The sequence below is a fragment of the Methylovirgula sp. 4M-Z18 genome (assembly GCF_037890675.1).
GTDB lineage: Bacteria > Pseudomonadota > Alphaproteobacteria > Rhizobiales > Beijerinckiaceae > 4M-Z18.
The window spans coordinates 17,550-39,635 of the sequence record NZ_CP149574.1 but is presented as its reverse complement, the minus strand read 5'-3'; the positions used below and the strand labels follow the sequence as shown (position 1 = coordinate 39,635).

The window sequence follows — 22,086 nt, the reverse complement described above, 5'->3', positions numbered from 1 at the left end:
GCAATGTGCGAGTGTCTTTTGATATTCGTTCCATTGCCACTACGCGCGCGCCGTCATTGCGAGCGAAGCGAAGCAATCCATCTCCCAACCTGAATTGTTTTTCTTTCGCCGCAACGGCCCGACGGCGGCGGCTCCTTCCTGGGAGGGAGATGGCGACTGTGTTTTGCGTCAAGTTTTTTGTGAGGGATTTGGTGTCCAGGGTCGGCGCTCGCGCATCATATGGTTGAGGATGACCAGGAGTTTTCGTGCGATGGCGATGAGAGCGACCTTGGGTGGTTTTCCGGCGTTGCGCATGGCTTCATACTCACTGCGCATTCCGGATTTGGATCGGGTTGCCGCAAGGGCCGCCATATAGAGCGCATTGCGCAGACAGGGGCGTCCGCCCGCAATGTGCGCTTGCCCCTTGTCGAGACCGCTCTGGGTGATCTGGGGCGCGAGGCCGGCGAGGCTAGCCACGGCCCGCCGATCCAGCGTTCCGAGTTCCGGCAGGTCCGCCAGGAGCGTGATGGCCACCGCCGGCCCGACCCCTGGCGCAGTCTGCAGTAGGGCTAGGCGGGCGCCGCCATCGTCGGCCGTCAGGCATGCGGTCAACTCCGCCTCGAGCGCCGCGCGCTGGCTCGTCAGGAAAGCGATCGTCTCTCGATGGTTCTGGGCGATGTCCGCGTCAAAAGCCTGCTTCAGACGGGTCTTTTCCATCGCAATCATCTCGACGATCTGCCGACGGCGTGTCGACAGCGCCTTGATGCGCTGGGCCTGGGGCGTGGGCACGGGGCGGATGATATTTTCCATGCGCAGAGCAAAGCGCGCAATGAGCTTGGCGTCCAGCCGATCCGTTTTGGCCCGACGTCCTTCGGCGGTCCGCCAGGCCCGGATGCGGCGCGGATCCACGAGGCCGACCTCGAAACCGGTATCGGCAAGGGCCCGCACGAGGCGCGCCGCATAGGGGCCGATCGCCTCCAGCACGACGCGCCGCACCTGTCGGCGCGTCAGCCAGGCCAGCAAGGCCTTGATGCCGGCAGGTGCGTTGGCGACCCGGCGAACATGGCCGCACGGTTCAACCGCAACATCCAGAAAATCCCGCCCGGCATCAATCCCGGCGGCGTTCGACAAGACGATCATGAAGCCTCTCCTGTATCCGGACCAGCGCGGTCAAACACGCCGCCCAATCGACTGTTCGGTCACAACAGGAGGCGGGCATGCGCTCGCCATCATCACGGTGTTGCCTGGATTGCTTCCGCGCCACACCCGCCTCACGTCACACCAACGCGTGACGCTCTACAAACATACAGGATTGCTTCGTCGCTTACGCTCCTCGCAATGACGCGCGAGGAGATACCTACCGCTTCAACGCCTGCCCATCATTCGCAAACACGTGGCAGCGTTCGGGATCGACATACACGGTCAATGCACCGCCCACTGACGCGCCGGTTTCGAATGCGCCGCGATAGGTGAGAAGCGAATCGTCGGCGAGCTTCACATAGAGCAGGTGCGATTCGCCCAATTGCTCCACCGCGAAGATCGTGCCCGACACCGGGGTCAGATGAGGCGCTTGCGTCGCGGTCAGATGCTCGGGCCGAATGCCGACCGTCACCTCGTCGCCCACATTGCCGCTGCGGTACGGCAGCAGGACCTGCCCGCCGCCCGGCAATGTCACCTTGATGCCCGAGACATCGGCGCTCGCAATGCGGCCCTTGATGAAATTCATCTGCGGCGAGCCGATGAAACCGGCCACGAAAAGATTGTCGGGCTTGTTGTAAAGATCGAGCGGCGTGCCGACCTGCTCGACGCGGCCCGCGCGCAGCACGACGATCTTGGTGGCGAGCGTCATTGCCTCGACCTGATCGTGCGTGACATATACCATTGTCGCATTCATCTCGCGATGCAGGCGCGCGATCTCGATCCGCATCTGCACGCGCAAGGCCGCATCCAGATTCGACAAGGGCTCGTCGAACAAAAACACTTTCGGGTTGCGCACGATCGCCCGGCCGATGGCGACGCGCTGGCGCTGGCCGCCCGACATCGCCTTCGGCAAACGGTCGAGCAGCGGCTCCAGCGCCAGGATGCGCGCCGCCTCGCGCACTTTGCTATCGATCGTCAGCGTATCGCTCTTCGCAAGTTCAAGGCCAAAAGCCATGTTCTGATAGGCGGTCATATGCGGATAGAGCGCATAGGATTGGAACACCATCGCGATGCCGCGCTTGGATGGCGGCAGATCGTTCACCGGTGCGCCATCGATCGTCATCGAGCCGGCTGAAATGTCTTCCAGGCCGGCAATCAGCCGCAACAACGTGGACTTGCCGCACCCCGAAGGCCCAACGAACACCACGAAATCCTTGTCGGCGATATCGATATTCACATTGTGAATGGTCTGGTGCGAGCCAAACCGTTTGCAAATATCTTTGAGGACGACGGCAGCCATGGATTCTCCAATCCCGATTTATATCACGAGGCCGTAGAAGGCGGCGAAGGGCGGCAGGTGAACGGTTTCGTTTTCGAGCGTCGACGCAAAACCGTGCCCGGTCAGCGGCGCGATGGTCCCGAGCAAAGACGCATCAAAGCTTTGCGGCGTGTCGCTCAGGTTGAACACGCACAGAACCGTCGTGCCGTCGGCGCTGCGGCTGAAGCTCAGCACCGGTTCGTCCGCGTCATGAAACATGATTCCGCCGCGCGCGAGGGCCGGGACGCTTTTGCGCCAATGCAGGATCTCACGTGCGCGATGCAGCACCGAGGTCTCGCTCGCTTCCTGCACGGCGACGGCCAGTGCGCGATGTTCATCCGGAATCGGCAGCCAGGGCTTGGCGGTCGAGAAGCCGGCGCCGGCGCTGTTCTCCCATGGCATCGGCGTGCGGCAGCCGTCGCGGCTTGGCATTTCCGGCCAGAAAGCGATGCCATAGGGATCGCGCAAATCCTCGAACGCCAGTTGCGCCTCGGTGAGGCCGAGTTCCTCGCCCTGATAGATGCAGGCCGTGCCGCGCAACGAAACCAGCAGCGCCAGCAGCAGCGGCGCAGCCTTCTCCCGCTCATCGGCAAAACCCCAACGCGTCACCGTGCGCACCACGTCATGGTTGGAAAAAGCCCAGCAGCCCCAGCCTTCGGTGACCTCGTGCTCGTAGGCCTCCAGCCGTGCGCGCACATACTGCGCGCCGAATTTCAGGCCGAGCAGATCGAACGCGTAGCACATGTGCAATTTGTCGCCGCCCGAGGTGTATTCGCCCATCACTTCGAGTCCGCGCAGGCTGGCGCCGACTTCGCCCACCGTCGTGATCGCCGGATATTGATCGAGCAACGCGCGAAAATCACGCAGGAAGCCGAGGTTTTCGGGCTGCGTCTTGTCGTAGAGATGATCTTGATAGGAATAGGGATTGGATGCCGGAATATCGGGCACGTCGCGGATCGCGGCCGGCGGATTGTCGCGCAGCAGGCGATCATGAAAATAGAAATTCACCGTATCGAGACGGAAGCCGTCGACGCCGCGGTCGAGCCAGAATTTCGTCGCGGCGAGAAGCGCATCCCGCACGGCCGGATTGTGAAAGTTCAAGTCCGGCTGCTCGACCAGAAAATTATGCAGATAATATTGGCAGCGCCGCGTATCCCAGGCCCAGGCGGAGCCGCCGAAAATCGACAGCCAATTGTTGGGAGGCGATCCATCCGGTTTCGCGTCCGCCCACACATACCAATCAGATTTCGGATTCGTTTTGTCCTTGCGGCTTTCCGCGAACCAGGGATGCTGATCGGAGGTGTGCGACAGAACGAGATCGATCAGCACCTTGAGCTTCAGCTCTTTCGCGCGGACAATGAGCGCGTCGAAATCATGCAAATTCCCAAAGGACGGGTCGACATCGCAATAATCGGAAACGTCGTAGCCGAAATCCTTCATCGGCGATTTGAAGAACGGCGAAATCCAGATCGCATCGACGCCGAGGCTTGCGATGTGATCGAGCTTCGCGGCAATACCGCGCAAATCCCCCATCCCATCGCCGTTGGCGTCGGCATAGGAGCGCGGATAGATCTGATAGAGAACCGCGCCGCGCCACCAGTCATTGTCAATCGAATCCGTCATTGCTCACTTTTCCAAAAACTAACCTTTGACCGCGCCCGCGGTGAGGCCGGCGACGATCTTGCGTTGGAAGATCAGCACCAGCACGATCAGCGGCACCGTGACGATGACGGAGGCGGCCATGATATTGCCCCAGGGCAATTCGTGCGGGCCGGCGCCGGTGATGAGCGAAATCGCCACCGGCACGGTGCGGCGGTCGTCATCCGTCACGAAGGTGAGCGCGAACAGGAACTCGTTCCAGGCGGCGATGAAGGCGAGCAGCCCTGTCGTCACCATGGCCGGCCACAGGAGCGGCAGAAAGACGCGGCGGATGACCGTGAACGGCGTCGCGCCGTCGACAAAGGCCGCCTCCTCCAATTCCTTCGGCAGGTCGCGCATGAAGGTCGTCAGCACCCAGACCGTGAACGGTAGGGTCAGAATGAGATTGGACAGGATGAGGCTGGGGAGCCGGTCGTAGATGTGCAGCAGCTTGACGAGTTCGAACATGCCGGACAGAACCGCGACCTGCGGGAACATCGAGACCGAAACGATGGTCAGCAGCAACGTGGCGCGGCCGCGAAAATCGACCCGCGCCAGCGCATAGGCCGCCGTCACGCCGAGGAAGAGCGAAATGAGCACCACCGATGTCGCGACGACGGCGGAGCTGAACAGGTTCCAACCGAAGGGCTGGTTTTCGAACACGAGCGCGTAATTCGCCAATGACAGGGAGTTCGGCAGAACGCTCTGGCTGAACAATTCCTGGCCCGAGCGGAACGACGTGATGATCGCGTAATAGAAGGGGAAGAGCGAGAAGAGAACGATGAGCGCGACAAGCGCCCAAAATCCGATCTGGCGCAGCGCTTTCATCGCGTTTCTCCCGCAAGCTTCACTCGGCCTACCATCAGCGTGAGGATGGTGATGAGGCCGATGATCAGGAACAGCAATGTCGAAGCCGCCGAGCCCATGCCGAAATCCTGGTTGGCCGAGAGCTGCTCGCGCGCATAGGCCGCCATGGTGATGGTCTGATCGGACCCCGGCGTGAGCACATAGATGAGATCGAAGATGCGAAGTGCGTCGAGGCTGCGGAAGATCACGGCGACGATCAGCGCAGGTCGGATTAGCGGCAAAGTCACCTGGAAGAAAACCTTGACCGGGCTGATCCCATCGACTTCGGCCGCCTCGTAGCAATCGGAGGGAAGCAATTGCAGCGCGGCGAGCGAGAGCAGCGCCATGAACGGCGTCGTCTTCCACACGTCGACGAGCACGACGGTCCAGAACGACAGATGCGGATTGGCGATCCAGGCGATCGGATCATGGACGATGTGCAGGCTCTGCAGAATCCCGTTCACGATGCCGTTCTGGTCGTTCAGCATCCAGGCCCACATTTTTGCCGAGACGATGGTGGGGATCGCCCACGGCACGAGGATCGCGGCGCGCACGATGCCGCGGCCGGGGAAATTCGCGTTGAGCACCAGCGCGACGATCAGCCCGAGGACCGTTTCAAGCGCGACCGAGATCACGGAAAATTCCAGCGTGTTCTTGACCGAGATCCACCACCGGTCATCGGCCATCACGCCATATTCGGAAAAGAAATTGTCGAAGCCGATGAACTTGATGTCGTCGAGATTGTCCAGCTTGGCATCTGTGAACGAAAACCAGATCGTCCGCACCAGCGGCCAGCCGGCGACCAGCGCAAGCGTGATGAGCATCGGCGCCAAAAAGAGCCAGGCGGAGCGAACTTTCGTGCGGCTGAGATTGGTAGTCGCCATGTCATCTGCCGTCGGGCTGGAGAAAACTGAAAAACACCGCAAGGCGTTTTGAACGACGATGACTCGGCTTCTGACGGGAAAACATTTAAAAAAACGTCACCCAACCAGTGCCGAGCCGATGCTGGCCGGCAGATCACCAGCCGCTGCGTTTGATCTTCGTCAGGTCCTTCTCCAGCGACGGGAGCGCCGCGTCGGCCTTTGCGCTTCCCGACAGTACCGAGCCTGCGCTGTTCCACACGGCGGTCGACACTTTGTTGTAATTCGTGCCCGTCACCCGCGAGGGCCGCGCGACCGCATGGACGAAGGCGTCGTAGAAATCGCCGAACACTGGTTGCGCGGCGAGCACGTCCTTGTCCTTGTAAAGATCGGGGATGGTTGGGATGTAGGATCCGACGATCGCCCGGCGCTTCTGCTCGTCCTTGCTGGTCAGATACATGACAAGGTCGGCGGCTTCGGTCGGGTGGGTCGAATATTTCGACACGGCAAGCTGCCAGCCACCCAGCGTGCCGCTGCTATGCCCATCGGCGCCGCCTTTCGGCAGGGCCATGACACTGAATTTGCCCTTGATCGGACTGTCGGCGGAATTGCCGAGCGCGTAGGCATAGGGCCAATTGCGCATGAAGACCGCATTGCCCGATTGGAAGACGCCGCGCGCGTCTTCCTCGCCATAGGCGGTCACGCCCTCGGGGCTGATCTTGCCGACAAAACTGCTCGCCTCGGTCAGCGCCGCGACGGCCTTCGGATTGTTGACGGTGATCTTGCCGTCAGCGTCCACGAACGTGCCGCCGCCATAGGAATCGATCCATTCGAGGGCGTTGCAGGTCAGGCTCTCGTTGGATTTGCCCTGGAAGACGAAACCCCACATCTTGTCGTTGCCGGCCTTGCGCTCGCCGTCCTCGATCTTCTGCGCCGTCGCGGCGAGCTCTTCCCAGGTGGTCGGCGGTTTCTCGCCGTATTTGTCCAGCAAATCCTTGCGGTAGAACAAGACGCCCACGTCCGTGAACCACGGCATGGCGACGAGTTTGCCCTTCACCGTATTGTTGTCGATGATCGCCTTGAAATGTTCGTCTTCCACGCCTTTGGAATAGGGCTTGAGGTCGAGGAATTGCGAGCCGAGAATGCCGGGCCAGATCACGTCGATCTGCAGCACGTCGATATCGGTGCTGCCGGCGCCGAGCCATTGCTGATAGAGCGCCAGACGGTCGCCGACGGAATCGGGAGTCGAAACCAGCTTCACCTCATTGCCGGTTTTCTTGGCCCAGGCCTCCGCGCCCTCCTTGCAGAGCGCGAATTCCGCGCCGACCGCGCCGCAGGAAATGGAAATCGTCACGGCCTTGGCCGAAACGGATGCGAACAAGCCGATGGCGAGGCCAGCGGCGATGCACAGCGGGCGCAATCTCATGACACCTCCCAGTCGTTTCCCCGGTCGTTGCGAGGGACTTCAGCCCTCCCTTGTGCCCTGACCGTGAGCACAATGATTTGTAATTTTTCAAAGCGCTTTGGAATATTCTTGGTCCAATCCGCACGAGGTGTCAATCGCAGCACCCGGAAAAGACACGATTAGGAGCACGATGCGGGCCACGCAGGTGCAAGTTTGCCCTATAGCTCAGGTCTTTTGCCCCTTTCGGCTAATGCATCAGTGCGCGCATCGCGCTTGATTAATCGGGGGCGATGCGCATGATGGGAAGCAACGCTCATTTCAACACGAATGCAACGCCGAGCCCATTCGCATAGACTGCTCCCGAAGCGCTTTTCACTGGTAGTCCGATGGCCATAAGATTGAAGGAACTGGCGCAGCATTTGGGTCTGTCGCAAACCACCGTCAGCCGCGCGCTCAACGGCTATCCGGAGGTCAGCATGCGCACCCGCAGCCGGGTAGCGGAAGCCGCGGCGCATTACGATTACCACCCCAATTCCAATGCCCAGAACCTCGCCAAGGGGCGATCGGGCTCGATCGGCATCGTCTTCCAGCCCGAACGCAAGATGCTGCTGGAGCCGCTGTTCGCCGATTATCTCGCCGGCGTTGCGGAGACCACCGCCCTGCACGACCTCGCCATCACGCTCTCCACCCCGAGCAGCGACCGCGAGGAAGAGGCCTACCGGCGCGCCGCCGCGGCGCTGCAGGTCGACGGGCTGCTGCTGAGTTCGCCGAAAGTCGAGGACAAGCGGCTGCGGATTCTGGCCGAGACCAACATACCCTTCATCCTGCATGGCCGCACGGTGGCGAGCGCTCCCTATGCCTTCCTCGACATCGACAATGAAGGCGCGTTTTTCGCCGCGACCAAACTGCTGATCGATCTTGGCCATCGCCGCATCGCGCTTTTGAACGCCGAAATCGACTATACGTTCGCCTGCCATCGCGAGGCCGGGTTCCGGCGCGCAGTCGGCGGCGTGAGCGATCCGACCATGAAGGCCTGGTCGCTCGAAGGACAGATGACCGACGAATATGGCTACCGCAACGCCCTCGCCTGTCTCCAAGCACCGCGCCGACCGACCGCCTTCGTCTGCGCCAGCACGCTGATGGTGCCGGGCGTGATGCGCGCCGCGCGCGAATTCGGCCTGCAAATCGGGCGCGATCTCGCCCTCATCGCCCACGACGACCGCATCTCGCAATTGCGACCGGACTATTTCGATCCGCCACTCTCGACCACCCAATCCTCGATCCGCGATGCGGGCCGGCGCGTCGCGGAGATGCTGATCGCGCGGATCGGCGGCGCGGCGATCGAGGATCTGCAGGAGATCTGGACGCCGGAACTCGTGGTGCGCGGCTCGACGCCGCCGCCGTTGCAAAAAGATTAGGTGTTCGATCCCAAAGCTCTATGCTTAGATGGCATTGGCTCTTGTCGTACACCGTGCGGCAGGTCGTACACACGCGGGCTTCATCAAGAAACCTTGGCACGTCTCAATCGGCAGAAGTTCTATGACCTATCAAACGACGATCGAGCAGACAGTCTTCCGCTTCGACGACCTCAAGCAGTTGATGGCGAAGGCGACGCCGGAGCGGTCCGGCGACCAATTGGCCGGCATTGCGGCCGAAGGGCCGGTTGAACGGCTAGCGGCGCAAATGGCGCTGGCGGATGTCCCGCTGAAGACATTTCTTTCCGAAGAACTCATTCCGTCCGAAGAGGACGAGGTGTCTCGGCTGATCGCCGAGCAGCACGATCAAAAGGCCTTTTCGCCGATCTCCTCGCTCACGGTCGGGGCGTTTCGCGAATGGCTGCTGCAGCCTGAGACCGGCCAGCGGCAATTGGAAGCCGTCACCTTCGGGCTGACGCCGGAAATGGTTGCTGCCGTCTCGAAGATCATGCGAGTGCAGGACCTGATCGCCGTCGCCGCCAAGCGCGAGGTCGTCACCCACTTCCGCTCGACCATCGGACTCAAGGGCCGGCTCTCGACCCGCAACCAGCCGAACCACCCGACCGACGACAGCTACGGCATCGCCGCGTCGGCGATCGACGGTCTGTTGATGGGATCGGGCGATGCGGTTATCGGCGTCAATCCGGCGACCGACAGCACGGAAGATTATGTCCGCATCGTCGCGCTGCTCGACGAATTGCGCACGCGGCTCGCGATCCCGACCCAGACCTGCTGCCTCGGCCATGTGACGACGGCGATCCGCGCCATCGAGAAACGCGCGCCCGTCGATCTCGTCTTCCAGTCGGTCGCCGGCTCGCAGAAGGCCAATGACGGTTTCGGCGTCAACCTCGCGCTGCTGTCGGAGGCGCATGAGGCGGTGCGCGGACTGAAGCGAGCCGCGCGCGACGCCAATCTCATGTATTTCGAGACGGGACAGGGTGCGGCGCTTTCGGCGGATGCGCATTTCGGCGTCGACCAGCAGACGATGGAAGCCCGCGCCTACGCGGTGGCGCGGCAGTTCTCGCCGCTCCTCGTCAACACGGTCGTCGGCTTCATCGGGCCGGAATATCTGTTTAACGGCAAGCAGATCATCCGGGCGGGGCTGGAGGATCATTTCTGCGGCAAACTGCTTGGCCTGCCGATGGGCGTCGACGTCTGCTACACCAATCACGCCGATGCCGACCAGGAGGACATGGACACGCTGCTCACACTGCTCTGTGCCGCCAACGTCAATTTCGTTATTACCGTGCCCGGTGCCGACGACATCATGCTGAACTACCAGTCGCTGTCGCATCACGATGCCGTCTATTGCCGCGAGACGCTCAACCGGCCGCCGGCGCCCGAATTCGAGGCCTGGCTGCGCGACGTCGGGCTGACCGATGCCCGCGGGATGCTGGTGGACGGATCGGCGCGCCTTCAGAACGAACTCTCCTCGCTCAGCCTGCTCGGAGCATGAGATGACGAAGCCGGACATTACCGCATCGGCCTCCGTCGCCAAGCCCGCCGGCGAGCGCCACCTCGACCTGAAGGCCATGACCGATGCGCGCGTCGCGCTGGGGCGTTTCGGCTCCGGCCTGCCGACGCAGGCGCAGCTCGCCTTTCTGCTCGACCACGCCAAGGCGCGCGAGGCGGTGTGGAGCGCCATCGATCCAAACGGGATCGAGTCCAAAATCCGCGCGCTCGGTCTCGACGTCGTGGAAGTCGAGAGCCTCGCGTCGGAGCGCAGCGTCTATGTGCGCCGGCCGGATCTCGGCCGGCGGCTGGCGGATCCGTCACGGCAGATGCTCGCCGCTCTCCGGGAGGCGCGTGGGACCTGCGAGGTGGTGATCATCGTCGCAGATGGCCTTTCCTCCAGCGCCGTCGAGATCAACGCCGTGCCGCTGGTGGCGGCCCTCTCGGCCCGCCTTGCGGAAAGGGGGCTGACGCTGGCGCCCATCGTCGTCGCCCGGCAGGCGCGGGTGGCGCTCGGCGATCCGGTCGGCGAGGGGCTCGGCGCGAAAGTTTCGATCATCCTGATCGGCGAGCGGCCCGGCCTTTCCGCCGCCGACAGCCTCGGCGGCTACGTGACCTACGGGCCGCAGACCGGCACGCCGGATTCGCGGCGCAACTGCATTTCCAACATTCGCGAAGGCGGCATGCCGATCGCAGTCGCGGCGGATGCCATCGCCGCATTGGTGACGGACATGCTGCGCACGGGCATCAGCGGCGTCGGGCTGAAAGACGCAAAGGCAAGCCTGCCAAATTGAACGTCGCGGGGATTAATCCGCGTTTTTCGTCCGCCAAGCATAGAGCGCCGCCAGAGCGAGCAGCAGCGAGGTGGCGAGGAAGACTGCGCGCATCCCCAGATGGCCGCCGACGAACCCACCGAGCAGCGGCCCGATCACCTGGCCCGCGTACTGGATGGAAATCGAATAGCCGAGCAAGGTGCCGGCCATCTGCTCGGGCGCGCGGTGGCGGATGACGGCGGTGATGCACGGCATCAGGCCGCCGAGCGCCATGCCCATCAAGAAGCGCAGCAGCACCAATTGCCAAGCCTCGGTGACAAAGGCTTGCGGAATCAGCAGCACGACCGCCGCGAGCAGGCTCAGGACCACGACATTCCAATGGCCGAAACGGTCGGCCCATTTGCCGATGGGGGAAGCCGACAGAATGGCCCCAAAAGCGGCCGCCGACATGACGACGCCCGACATCAGGCTCACCTGCGTCTGGTCGTTGACGAGTTGCGACACGTAGACCGTGATGATCGGCTCGATCGACATAGTGGCGAGGGTGAACATGAAGCCGGTGAGCAACATGGCGACAATCGGCCGTTTGTCCGGAATCGCCGACCACCGCACCTTCTGCTTGATTGCCGCGCGCGAGCCCATCCGGCGCTCTTCCTTGATCAGGAAGCAGGTGGCGAGGAAAGCGATAAAGATCACCGCCCCAGCCAGCCAGAAGGTCTGCCGGATGCCGATCAGATTGGGCAAGGCGCCGCCGATGAGCGGTCCGAGCAGGCTGCCGGCCATCACGCCGGACGAGAGCATGCCGAGCGCCCAGCCGGACCGCGCCTTCGGCGTCTGCGTCGCCACCAGCACATTCGCTCCGGAGGCATAGCCGCCGAGCAACCCGGTCAGCAGCCGCAAAATCAGCAATTGCCAGATATTGTGCGCCATGCCGGTGAGCGACATGGCGATCGTCATGCCGAGGCTGGCGCGCACCAGCATCAGTTTGCGGCCGTAAAGATCCGCCAGCCGCCCCCAGAGCGGCGCGACCAGGGCCGCTGTGAGGAAGGTCGCGCCGAAGGTGACGCCCGACCATTGCACGATGGCGGCGTGGTCTGTCACCCCGAGATCCTCGACATAAATCGGCAGAAACGGCACCAGCAGGGTCATCGCGACGATCGTGGTGAACGATCCGGCGAGGCACACGATCAGGTTCCGGACCCAATAGGGTGATTCCGGGGATGAGCTTGGTGCGGGCGCGTCGGTCATGGTTGGGACGTTTAAAATGTTGAAGATGGAGGAGTTTGAAGCTTTATGGACGCGTTCGCACTGGCTCGCCAGCCGAGGCAACGCATCGCTGCCATCCGCTAAGGGCCTGCGACGATTTGCACCGAACTGCCGCAGCTTGCCGCCAATCAGCCATACCGGAACCAAATTTTGGCCGAACTGCCGACTTTATGATAAGCACGCCAATATTTCCTTCTGGGACTGACGACACAATGTTGAGATTTCATCGGACTATGCGCCGGATTTCGGCTCCTGCTTTCGCCGCGCTGCTGCTCGCCCTGCCCGGCGCCGCCCTGGCGCAGGACGCCAATGCCCGGATGAACGCGCTCGAAACGCAGATGGGCCAGGCGCGCGTGCAGATGGCGCAATTGTTCGGCCGGCCGCCGGCCGACGTGCCGGGCGGCGGCGACCAATATCAGCAGACCCAGGATGACGACGGCAGCAACATGACCGTGCGCCTCGGCCATCTCGAAAACGAAATGCGCGATCTGACCGGGCAGATCGAGCAATTGCAATTCCAGCAGCGCCGGCTCGACGACCAGATGCGCAAGATGCAGCAGGACATCGATTTCCGCTTCCAGGATCTGCAAAACGGCAAAGGCAGCGGTGCGGCCCGCGTACCGGGCAAAAGAACCGAATTGTCAGATCCGGAGCCCGGCGTGCAGACCGGCGCGGTGACGCCGCCGCAGGGTCAGGGACCCGTCGTCGCCGACGACAATCCGCAGCCGCAGCCCGGCGTCGTCACCGGCGTGCATCGCGGCGACGCCTTCGATCCGAATGCGCTGCCCAACGCCCCGGGCGCGCCCCGGCAGCTTGGCACCACCCAGCCCTCCGCTCCGCTGCGCAGCAACACGCCGGGCGGACCGGTGGTCGCAAGCGGTCCGATGGACCTGTCGGCGCCCGGCGTGCAACCGGCCTCCGGCACGGTCGGGCAACCCATCTCTCCCGGAGGCGGCCGCAGCGACTATGATATGGCCGTCAGCCAATACAAGCTCGGCCAGCTCGCCGAAGCGGAAAACGCCTTCAAGGATTTCATCGCCAAGAATCCGAAGGACCGGATGGTACCGGACGCCACGTATTATCTGGCGCAAGCCTATTTCCGTGAGGGACGGCATCGCGAGGCGGCGGAACAATTTTTGAAATTCACGACCGACTATCCCAATGCGCCGCGGGCGCCGGAAAGCCTCTTGCATCTGGGCACGTCGCTCGATGCGCTCGGCGCGAAGGAACAGGCCTGCGCGACCTTCCAGGAAGTAGGCCGCCGCTATCCGAACGCGGCGCCATCGATCCGGTCCGGCGCCGACCGCGAATATAAGCGCGTCGGGTGCTAAAGCCTGAATCCGAGGCCCCGCTCGGCCTCGCGGAATGCGCCGACTTGTTCGCACCGCTGGTGGAGGCCAAGAAAATCGTTCTCGCCGTATCGGGCGGTCCGGATTCCATTGCCTTGATGCATCTGGCTGCGCTGTGGCAGGCGCAGCAAGCCGTGCCGCCGCTCATCGTCGCGACCGTCGACCACGCGTTGCGGCCCGAGGCGCGGGCCGAGGCCGAAGAGGTCGGCCATGCCGCCGCGCAGCTCGGCCTGCCGCATACAATTCTCACCTGGGAAGGCGAAAAGCCCACGACCGGCCTGCAGGATGCGGCGCGGGCGGCGCGCTACGATTTGCTTGACCGGTTCGCGCTGCGGCAGGATGCGACCCATCTCGTCACCGCGCACACGCTGGACGACCAGGCCGAAACGATCCTGATGCGCATGGCGCGTGGGTCAGGCCCGGCCGGTCTCATCGGCATGCAGGCGACGACGCAGCGCCGGTCGCTCACCCACGTGCGGCCGTTCCTCGCCATCGCCAAAGCCCGGCTCGTCGCCACCTGCGCGGCCAGCGGCTGGACCTATGTGCAGGATCCCTCCAATGCGGACCCACGGTTTGCCCGCAGCCGCTGGCGCACTCTGATGCCGCAACTGGCGGCGGAAGGACTTACCGCCGCTCGGCTCGCGACATTGAGCCAAAGGCTCGCGCGCTGGGACGAAACCCTCGCCGCCCTCGCCCGCCACGCGCACGCGGCGGCCGTCATCGAAGTGCTCACGGAGCGCCGCGTTTACGATGCAGCGGAACTCGCGCGCCAACCCTTCGAAGTGCTGACCCGTCTCGTCACTTTCGCCTTACGGGAATTCTTCGGCGACGATCCGGAATGGCGCGCGCCGCGCCTGGAGCGCATCGAGGATTTCGCCGCGCAATTGAGCAGCGCCTTCGACGGGCAAGAGCCGTTCCGCCGCACCTTGGGCGGCGCGCTTTTCACATTGACGCAAGACGGGCGATTGACGATGGTCCGCGAAGGGCCGCGCCGGCGTGGGATGCCGGGATAAATCATCGGTCGCCGCCGAATCGCTGCAAAATCTCTTATGCGCGCAGCACACGTCCGACGGCACGAGGCGCCCGCTTTGACGAGGCCTTTCGCCTTGTAAAAACTAGGGAATTTTCCGAAAACCACAGCCGTCCACGCGATCAGGGGCGTACAAATTCAGAACGGGCACGGCCGATAAAGCTTGATCTCGACGGTTTCACGTGCAAGCAACAGGTCCGCTTCCCTTGGCAAAGGGATAGCGAGAGCCTAAATTAGCTTTTGAGGCAAATGACTGCGCTTGACGCGGTGCGCCATCGTTCAACCCCGAGTATGGGTGTTTTTAGTAATGAATCCGAACTTCCGGAATTTCGCCCTCTGGGTTGTCATCGTTGTTCTGCTGGTCGCGCTGGTGGCGCTGTTTCGAGGAACCGACGGTCACTCCCAGTCGAAGGAAATCAACTATAGCGAACTGATCACCCGGGCGAAGGCCGGCGACGTGAAGGACATCACGATCACCGGTCAAGATGTGACGGGCCACTTCAAGGACAGCCAGGCGTTCAACACCACGGCCCCGAGCAATTCCAATTTCGATTTTGCCGACAAGCTGAACGGAGTGGACAAGGGCGTTTCGGTCACGGTGAAGGAACCGTCCGAGAGCAGCTCGTGGATCGCCGCCGTCCTGGTGAACGGCCTGCCGCTGATCGCGCTCGTCGCCATGTGGATCTTCCTGTCGCGCCAGATGCAGGGCGCCGGCGGCAAGGCCATGGGTTTTGGCAAATCCAAGGCCAAATTGCTCACCGAGGCGCATGGCCGCGTGACCTTCGAGGATGTTGCCGGTATCGACGAGGCGAAGGAAGATTTGCAGGAAATCGTCGAATTCCTGCGTGACCCGCAGAAGTTCCAGCGCCTGGGCGGCCGGATTCCGCGCGGCGTGCTGCTCGTCGGCCCGCCCGGCACGGGTAAGACCCTGACCGCCCGCGCGGTGGCCGGCGAAGCCAATGTGCCCTTCTTCACGATTTCCGGCTCGGACTTCGTCGAGATGTTCGTCGGCGTCGGCGCCAGCCGCGTGCGCGACATGTTCGACCAGGCCAAGAAGAATGCCCCGTGCATCATCTTCATCGACGAAATCGACGCGGTCGGCCGCCATCGCGGCGCCGGCTTAGGGGGCGGCAACGACGAGCGCGAACAGACGCTCAACCAATTGCTCGTCGAGATGGACGGTTTCGAAACCAACGAAGGCATCATCATCATCGCCGCGACCAACCGTCCCGACGTGCTCGACCCCGCGCTGCTGCGGCCCGGCCGATTCGACCGTCAGATCGTGGTCTCGAATCCGGACGTGACCGGCCGCGAGAAGATCCTGCGCGTTCACGCCCGCAAGGTGCCGCTGGCGCCGGATGTGGATTTGAAGACCGTTGCGCGCGGCACCCCGGGCTTCTCGGGCGCCGACCTGATGAATCTCGTCAACGAGGCGGCCTTGCTCGCCGCCCGGCGCTCGAAGCGTGTCGTCACCATGGCCGAATTCGAGGACGCCAAGGACAAGATCATGATGGGCGCCGAGCGGCGCTCCAACGTGATGACGCAGGAAGAGAAGGAACTGACCGCCTATCACGAGGCCGGCCATGCCATCTGCGCCCTGAACGTGCCGCTGGCCGACCCGCTGCACAAGGCGACGATCATCCCGCGCGGCCGCGCCCTCGGCATGGTGATGCAATTGCCGGAAGGCGACCGCTATTCCTACAAGTTCAAGTGGATGACCTCGCGCCTGACCATCATGATGGGCGGCCGCGTCGCCGAAGAACTCACCTTCGGCAAGGAAAACATCACCTCGGGCGCCCAGTCGGATATCGACCAGGCGACCAAGCTGGCCAAGGCCATGGTCACGCGCTGGGGCTTCTCCGACCTGCTCGGCACCGTAGCTTACGGCGAGAACCAGGAAGAAGTGTTCCTCGGCTATTCGATGGGCAAGCAGCACAATATTTCCGAGGCGACCTCGCAGAAGATCGACCAGGAAGTGCGCCGCCTGATCGAGACTGCCTATGCCGAAGCGCGCCGTATCCTGACGGATAAGCACGAGGATTTCATCACCCTGGCCAAGGGCCTGCTCGAATACGAGACGCTGACGGGCGACGAAATCAAGGACATGTTGAACGGCAAGCCGCCGTCCCGCGGCGACGACGTCAAAGTGCCTGCACCGCGCGTCTCGAGCGTGCCGACGGCCGGCAAGCCGCGCGCCTTCCCCGACGGCGGGGGGATCGAGCCGCATCCCCAGCCCCAAGCGTAAGAACGACAAAAGGCCCGGTTATCCGGGCCTTTTTTGCGGCGAGTCGAAATCGCCATCGGTCTAGCCGTGAAACGTGAAACCTATAATTCGCGTGTCCGCCTCTACGGCATTGCAATCTTCTTCGTTCAGCTGGCGCATGGTGTCGAGGTGCGCCGCTTGGAGTTTGGCAAGGCATCTGTAGGGATTTTTGGCGTGCGGACCTTCGAGAATGGCCAGCGTCCGTTCGACGTAATGCTCGACCTCACGCCGTTTCGCGGCTTCGATCGCGGCGACGCATGCAAGGTTGTCGCCCTTGACGATGGCAACCTTATCCCCTTTCATCGGCGGTGCGTCATCCCGAAAACCACCGTTGATCCAAGCCGCGCCGAGCAAGACCATCCAGAGCACGAAGCCTCCGGCGAGTATAAGCGCATTGCCCCGAAGCGGATCGGGTAATTGCGGATGCCGAGCCGTTACCATCTCTCTCCCTTGCCCCTGCGCATTCGTCGCTCACGAATCGCTGTCCTTTTAAGGCGCTGACGCAAGGCTATGCGTGATCATCTTCACACAATTGCATTTTTGCAAAACAAAGTCCCGTCAGGGGGCGTGATGAAGAATTGTCGAGAATCTGGGTCGAGCAGACGGTGAATTCTCGATCTTCCGGCGAATGTATTTTGGCTTTTTCCCGCTCCACGCAAACCGTAACAGAATGTGAACAGTCTTTGTGCTAAACTCGCAGTATAAGAAGCATCGCTGCAAGGTTTCGAATCGGCCACGCTGGCTTGGGGACCTTTGAAAGCTGAAGCGGATTGACCGGATACGAAACGCGTGCTGCAGCTCACTTCCTTAAGAGGTGAGCAGAGGTGAGAGGTCTGGTGGTTTGCCGGCACGGCGGGACGGGACGCCGTGCGGCTGCAAGGGGTGGTTCGGGGTAACTTACCGACCCCTCACCTCGCCGTTCAAATCCGACCGGCCGCGTCGTGCCGCCGGGGAGTCGAAGTCTTAGATGACACTGATGAAGTTCAAGGATATTTCGGTTCATGTCGCGTAAATATTTTGGCACCGACGGCATTCGTGGCCGCGCCAACGGAACGATCACCCCCGAACTCGCCATGAAAGTCGGCCAGGCCACCGGCATGGTGTTCGAACACGGCGAACATCGCCATCGGGTGGTGATCGGCAAGGACACACGGCTCTCGGGCTATATGATCGAATATGCCCTGGTCGCCGGCTTCACCTCGGTCGGCATGGACGTGCTGCTGCTCGGCCCGGTGCCGACGCCGGCGGTGGCCATGCTCACCCGCTCGATGCGCGCCGACGTCGGCGTGATGATCTCGGCATCGCACAATGCCTATGAGGACAATGGCATCAAGCTCTTCACCGCGGACGGCTACAAGCTATCCGACGAGGTGCAGGCCCGGATCGAGGCGATCCTCGACGGAGAGGTCAAATTGCGCCTCGCCAAATCCGCCGACATCGGCCGCGCTCGCCGCGTCGATGACGCCAAGGCCCGTTATATCGAATTTGCCAAACGCACCCTGCCGCGCCAGCTTTCGCTCGAAGGCCTGCGCATCGTGGTCGACTGCGCCAATGGCGCCGCCTACAAGGTCGCACCCGAGGCCCTGTGGGAACTCGGGGCAGAAGTCTTCTCGCTCGGCGTCGATCCGGACGGCCTCAACATCAACCGTGACGTCGGCTCGACCGCGCCGGCGGCCCTCGCGCATAAGGTGCGCGAGATGCGTGCCGACATCGGCATCGCCCTCGACGGTGACGCCGACCGCGTGCTGATCGTCGACGAAAAGGGCCATTTGGTCGATGGCGACCAATTGATGGCGGTGATCGCCCAGAGCTGGAAGGACGATGGTCTTCTGGCAAAACCCGGCATCGTCGCGACTGTCATGTCCAACCTCGGTTTGGAGCGCTATCTCGAAGGCTTGGGCCTCAGTCTGGCGCGCACCGCGGTCGGCGACCGCTACGTGCTCGAACACATGCGCGAGCACGGCTACAACCTCGGCGGCGAGCAATCCGGCCACATCATCATGTCGGACTATTCGACCACCGGCGACGGGCTGGTGGCGGCGCTGCAGCTTCTCTCGGTGCTCAAACGCGTCGGCCGGCCAGTGAGCGAAGTGTGCCAGAGATTCGAGCCGCTGCCGCAAATTCTCAAGAATGTGCGCACCAGCACGCAGGCCTTGAAGGACGATCATGTCGTCAAGGCGATCGATGCGGCGCGCGCCAAGCTCGGCAAGAACGGCCGCCTCGTCATCCGGCCCTCCGGCACCGAACCGCTCATCCGCGTGATGGGCGAAGGCGACGACCACGACCTCGTCGAATCGGTGGTCGACGACATTTGCGAGGCCATCGCCAAACCGTCGATCGCTGCCGAATAAGATGAATGCAGCTACCGTTTCAGCCCTGGCGGCCCTGGCCGGATCCGTTATCGGCGGCCTGACGTCGTTTCTCACCTCCTGGCTCATCCAGCGCGCGCAAGCGAAAGAAAAACGCAGGGAGCGGGAAACGCGCACCCGCATGGAAATCTATGGCCAGTTCATCGAGGAGGCATCGAAACTTTACGCCGCCGCGATTGAGCGCAACGATGTGCAAATCAGCGATATGATCGCGCTCTATACATTAACCAACCGGATGCGACTGATCTCATCAGCCAAGACCATCGCCAATGCCGAGAAAGTCCTCGAATTTATTGGCGAAACCTTTTTGGCACCCAACAAGACGTTTCAAGACCTACGCGATTCGGGGCCGGCGAGCTTCGCGGACCCGCTGCGCGAGTTTGGGCTCGTCTCGCGCGAGGAACTGGACCTGATCAATGGCGCCAGAATGTAACGGCCTGATTTGATTGATAGTGTCACGCGTTTATAGTTAATCTCCGGTTAAGACCTTCCTGCCAGATTGCCGCATGCGCGGCGCGCGGCGCCGCGAATCGCATGGGGATTGGTATGATTCGCATAGGGGCGCTGGTTGCCGCAGGCCTTCTCGTCGGTGCGTCGCTCGGCGCCGCATGGGCAGCGGATATTCTACCGCCCGCGCCGAAATTGGATGACGGCGACACCGACAGCGCGCTTGCGCCCAGTTCCGGCTGGTATTTGCGCGGCGACCTCGGCCTCGACGCCTCTAGCAACGCCCGCTTCAAACTGGCGCGCAACCCGCTGAACAACGCCGGGGCGGGCGCCACCTTCACCGACCGCAACCGCTCGCACGGCCAGAGCTTTCTCGCCGGCCTCGGGCTCGGCTATCAATACAATGATTGGCTGCGCTTCGACGTGACCGCCGAAATGCACGGCGACGCCAAGCTCTCGACCAAGTATATGCTGTCCGATCCGACAGGACGGGCCTTCGGCCAGCCGGCCGCCACGCTGCTGACGGGCGCGCATGACGCCAAACTGTCGAGCACGGTCGGCCTCGCCAATGCCTATTTCGACGTGCTCACCTGGCATGGCCTCACACCCTATATCGGCGCCGGCCTCGGCCTCGCCAATGTCCGCCTGTCGCATGGATCGGATCGGGGCACGCTGACCGGCGCGAATGGCGTCGCGGCACCCGTCAGCTTCAACACGCTGGGCGGGACGAAAACGAATTTCGCCTGGGCTTTGATGACCGGCGTCAGTTGCGACCTCGCGCCGAACGTGAAGCTCGATCTCAGCTATCGCTATCTCGACATCGGCAGCGCGCCGAAAGGGCGCAGCTCCAATGGCCTGTTCCGAGTCTCGTCCGCCCACGTCGGCGAACAGGACATCCGCCTCGGCGTGCGCTGGATGCTCGGCGGCGACAGAAAATAAACGGCACGGCCAGAGAGAACTGCGGGCTTCCAGCCCGCCGAAATCAAAACCCCTCGATTCCGGCTGCCGCCAAAATCGAGGGGTTTGCAATCAATCGGAGCGGGCAGGAAGCCCGCGGTCCTTTCGCCTCAGTGGCCGAGCGCCTTGACGATATTCTCCACCATCTTCTTCGCGTCGGCGAAGAGCATCATCGTGTTGTCGCGGAAGAACAGTTCGTTCTCGACGCCGGCATACCCCGACCCCATGCCGCGCTTGATGAAGAGCACGGTGCCAGCCTTCTCCACATCGAGAACCGGCATGCCGTAGATCGGCGATTTCGGATCGGTCTTGGCCGACGGGTTGGTCACGTCGTTCGCGCCGATCACGAACGCGACATCCGCCTGCGCGAATTCCGAATTGATGTCCTCCAACTCGAAGACTTCGTCATAAGGCACGTTGGCTTCGGCGAGCAGCACGTTCATGTGGCCCGGCATGCGGCCCGCAACCGGATGGATAGCGTATTTGACTTCGACGCCTTCCTTCTTCAGCATGTCGGCCATTTCGCGCAAGGCGTGCTGTGCCTGCGCCACCGCCATGCCGTAGCCCGGCACGATGATGATTTTCGACGCATTCTTCATGATGAAAGCCGCATCGTCCGCCGAGCCCTGCTTGACCGGCCGTTGCTCGACCGCGCCGCCCGCGCTTGGCCCCGCATCCTCGCCGCCAAAACCGCCGAGAATGACCGAAATGAACGAGCGGTTCATGCCTTTGCACATGATGTAGGACAGGATCGCACCCGACGAACCGACGAGGGCGCCGGTGATGATCAGCGCCAGATTGCCGAGCGTGAAGCCGATACCCGCGGCGGCCCAACCCGAATACGAGTTCAGCATCGACACCACGACAGGCATGTCGGCGCCGCCGATCGGGATGATCAGCAACCAGCCGAGCAGCAGCGACGTGATCACGATCGCGAGGAAGACGATTTTGGCCTCGCTGGCAAAGAACGCGATGATCCAGAAGATCAGCAGGATGGCGAGCCCAAGATTGATCGCGTGGCGCTGCGGCAACAGAATCGGCTTGCCCGACATGCGGCCGTCGAGCTTCAGGAAGGCGATGATCGACCCGGTGAAGGTGATCGCGCCGATGCCTGCGCCAAGCGACATTTCGATCAGGCTTTCGGGATGGATCGCACCCGGCGCGCCGATGCCGAAGGCCTGCGGCGCGAACAGAGCGCCGCCCGCCACGAGCACGGCGGCAAGACCGACCAAGGCGTGGAAGAACGCGACCAGTTGCGGCATCTGCGTCATCTGCACGCGGCGGGCGGCGAAGGCGCCGAAGCCGCCGCCGACGGCAATGCCGACGACGAGCAGGATCCAAGACGTTGCGCCCGCCGGCGGCTTTAGGGCCAGCGTGACCACGATGGCCAGCGCCATGCCGATCATGCCGAACCGGTTGCCCTGGCGCGAGGAGGCGGGGCTCGAGAGCCCGCGCAACGCCATGATGAACAAAATACCCGCGACGAGATAAAAGACGGCTGCGAAATTGGCGTTCATGG

At 62.7% G+C, this 22,086-nt stretch carries 17 protein-coding genes and 1 pseudogene; 10 read left to right on the top strand and 8 right to left on the bottom strand.

The genetic code is table 11. The features are described from left to right. Positions 1-115: 115 nt before the first annotated feature. The 6 genes and pseudogenes from V9T28_RS00180 to V9T28_RS00155 form a co-directional block, all read right to left on the bottom strand. Positions 116-1,119, bottom strand: a pseudogene (locus V9T28_RS00180) (IS110 family transposase); the annotation flags it as partial. A 217-nt stretch (positions 1,120-1,336) separates the two neighbouring features. After that, a complete protein-coding gene (locus V9T28_RS00175; protein WP_116401359.1) occupies positions 1,337-2,419 on the bottom strand; it encodes an ABC transporter ATP-binding protein in 1,083 nt (360 codons plus the stop codon). Positions 2,420-2,437: 18 nt separating this feature from the next. Beyond that, positions 2,438-4,060: an alpha-glucosidase family protein gene (locus V9T28_RS00170; RefSeq protein ID WP_116401358.1), complete on the bottom strand. Its 1,623-nt coding sequence runs from the start codon at positions 4,058-4,060 to the stop codon at positions 2,438-2,440. A gap of 18 nt (positions 4,061-4,078) precedes the next feature. Then, on the bottom strand, positions 4,079-4,903 hold the full coding sequence (locus V9T28_RS00165) for a carbohydrate ABC transporter permease (RefSeq protein WP_116401357.1): 825 nt from the start codon (positions 4,901-4,903) through the stop codon (positions 4,079-4,081). Then, on the bottom strand, positions 4,900-5,805 hold the full coding sequence (locus V9T28_RS00160) for a carbohydrate ABC transporter permease (RefSeq protein WP_116401356.1): 906 nt from the start codon (positions 5,803-5,805) through the stop codon (positions 4,900-4,902). The genes V9T28_RS00165 and V9T28_RS00160 overlap by 4 nt, the downstream gene beginning before the upstream one ends. Before the next feature lie 133 nt (positions 5,806-5,938). Next, positions 5,939-7,207, bottom strand: coding sequence for an ABC transporter substrate-binding protein (locus V9T28_RS00155; protein WP_116401355.1), 1,269 nt, complete (start codon positions 7,205-7,207; stop codon positions 5,939-5,941). Between the two features lie 365 nt (positions 7,208-7,572). Here V9T28_RS00155 and V9T28_RS00150 point away from each other — a divergent pair, with 365 nt between their 5' ends. The 3 genes from V9T28_RS00150 (at position 7,573) to eutC (ending at position 10,907) form a co-directional block, all read left to right on the top strand. After that, positions 7,573-8,604, top strand: a complete 1,032-nt coding sequence (locus V9T28_RS00150) for a substrate-binding domain-containing protein (RefSeq protein ID WP_116401354.1) — start codon at positions 7,573-7,575, stop codon at positions 8,602-8,604. Positions 8,605-8,725: 121 nt separating this feature from the next. Beyond that, entirely contained in the window at positions 8,726-10,117 is a 1,392-nt protein-coding gene (locus tag V9T28_RS00145; protein WP_116401353.1) for an ethanolamine ammonia-lyase subunit EutB, read from the top strand. A 1-nt stretch (position 10,118) separates the two neighbouring features. After that, on the top strand, positions 10,119-10,907 hold the full coding sequence (gene eutC, locus V9T28_RS00140) for an ethanolamine ammonia-lyase subunit EutC (protein WP_116401352.1): 789 nt from the start codon (positions 10,119-10,121) through the stop codon (positions 10,905-10,907). A 12-nt stretch (positions 10,908-10,919) separates the two neighbouring features. On the opposite strand, the gene V9T28_RS00135 is transcribed toward eutC, so the two are convergent. Continuing rightward, entirely contained in the window at positions 10,920-12,134 is a 1,215-nt protein-coding gene (locus V9T28_RS00135) for an MFS transporter (RefSeq protein WP_116401351.1), read from the bottom strand. Positions 12,135-12,385: 251 nt separating this feature from the next. On the opposite strand from V9T28_RS00135, the gene ybgF reads away from it, so the two are divergent. The 7 genes from ybgF (at position 12,386) to V9T28_RS00100 (ending at position 20,549) form a co-directional block, all read left to right on the top strand. Beyond that, positions 12,386-13,483 carry a tol-pal system protein YbgF gene (ybgF, locus tag V9T28_RS00130; RefSeq protein ID WP_210210416.1) on the top strand — a complete coding sequence of 366 codons (1,098 nt, stop codon included), beginning with the start codon at positions 12,386-12,388 and terminating at the stop codon, positions 13,481-13,483. After that, positions 13,477-14,514, top strand: a complete 1,038-nt coding sequence (gene tilS, locus V9T28_RS00125; RefSeq protein WP_245424126.1) for a tRNA lysidine(34) synthetase TilS — start codon at positions 13,477-13,479, stop codon at positions 14,512-14,514. The genes ybgF and tilS overlap by 7 nt, the downstream gene beginning before the upstream one ends. Positions 14,515-14,838: 324 nt before the next feature. Further along, entirely contained in the window at positions 14,839-16,776 is a 1,938-nt protein-coding gene (gene ftsH / locus V9T28_RS00120) for an ATP-dependent zinc metalloprotease FtsH (protein ID WP_116401349.1), read from the top strand. A gap of 66 nt (positions 16,777-16,842) precedes the next feature. Next, positions 16,843-17,211: a hypothetical protein gene (locus V9T28_RS00115; RefSeq protein WP_199500165.1), complete on the top strand. Its 369-nt coding sequence runs from the start codon at positions 16,843-16,845 to the stop codon at positions 17,209-17,211. Between the two features lie 584 nt (positions 17,212-17,795). Continuing rightward, positions 17,796-19,145, top strand: coding sequence for a phosphoglucosamine mutase (gene glmM, locus V9T28_RS00110; protein ID WP_116401347.1), 1,350 nt, complete (start codon positions 17,796-17,798; stop codon positions 19,143-19,145). 1 nt (position 19,146) lies between these two features. Next, the gene (locus tag V9T28_RS00105; RefSeq protein WP_116401346.1) at positions 19,147-19,596 is read left to right on the top strand and encodes a hypothetical protein; all 450 of its coding nucleotides are present in this window, start codon (positions 19,147-19,149) and stop codon (positions 19,594-19,596) included. Between the two features lie 113 nt (positions 19,597-19,709). Continuing rightward, entirely contained in the window at positions 19,710-20,549 is an 840-nt protein-coding gene (locus tag V9T28_RS00100) for an outer membrane protein (protein WP_158554819.1), read from the top strand. A 128-nt stretch (positions 20,550-20,677) separates the two neighbouring features. Here the strand turns inward: V9T28_RS00100 and V9T28_RS00095 are convergent, their stop codons facing one another. After that, positions 20,678-22,084, bottom strand: a complete 1,407-nt coding sequence (locus tag V9T28_RS00095; protein WP_116401344.1) for an NAD(P)(+) transhydrogenase (Re/Si-specific) subunit beta — start codon at positions 22,082-22,084, stop codon at positions 20,678-20,680. Positions 22,085-22,086 lie beyond the last annotated feature (2 nt).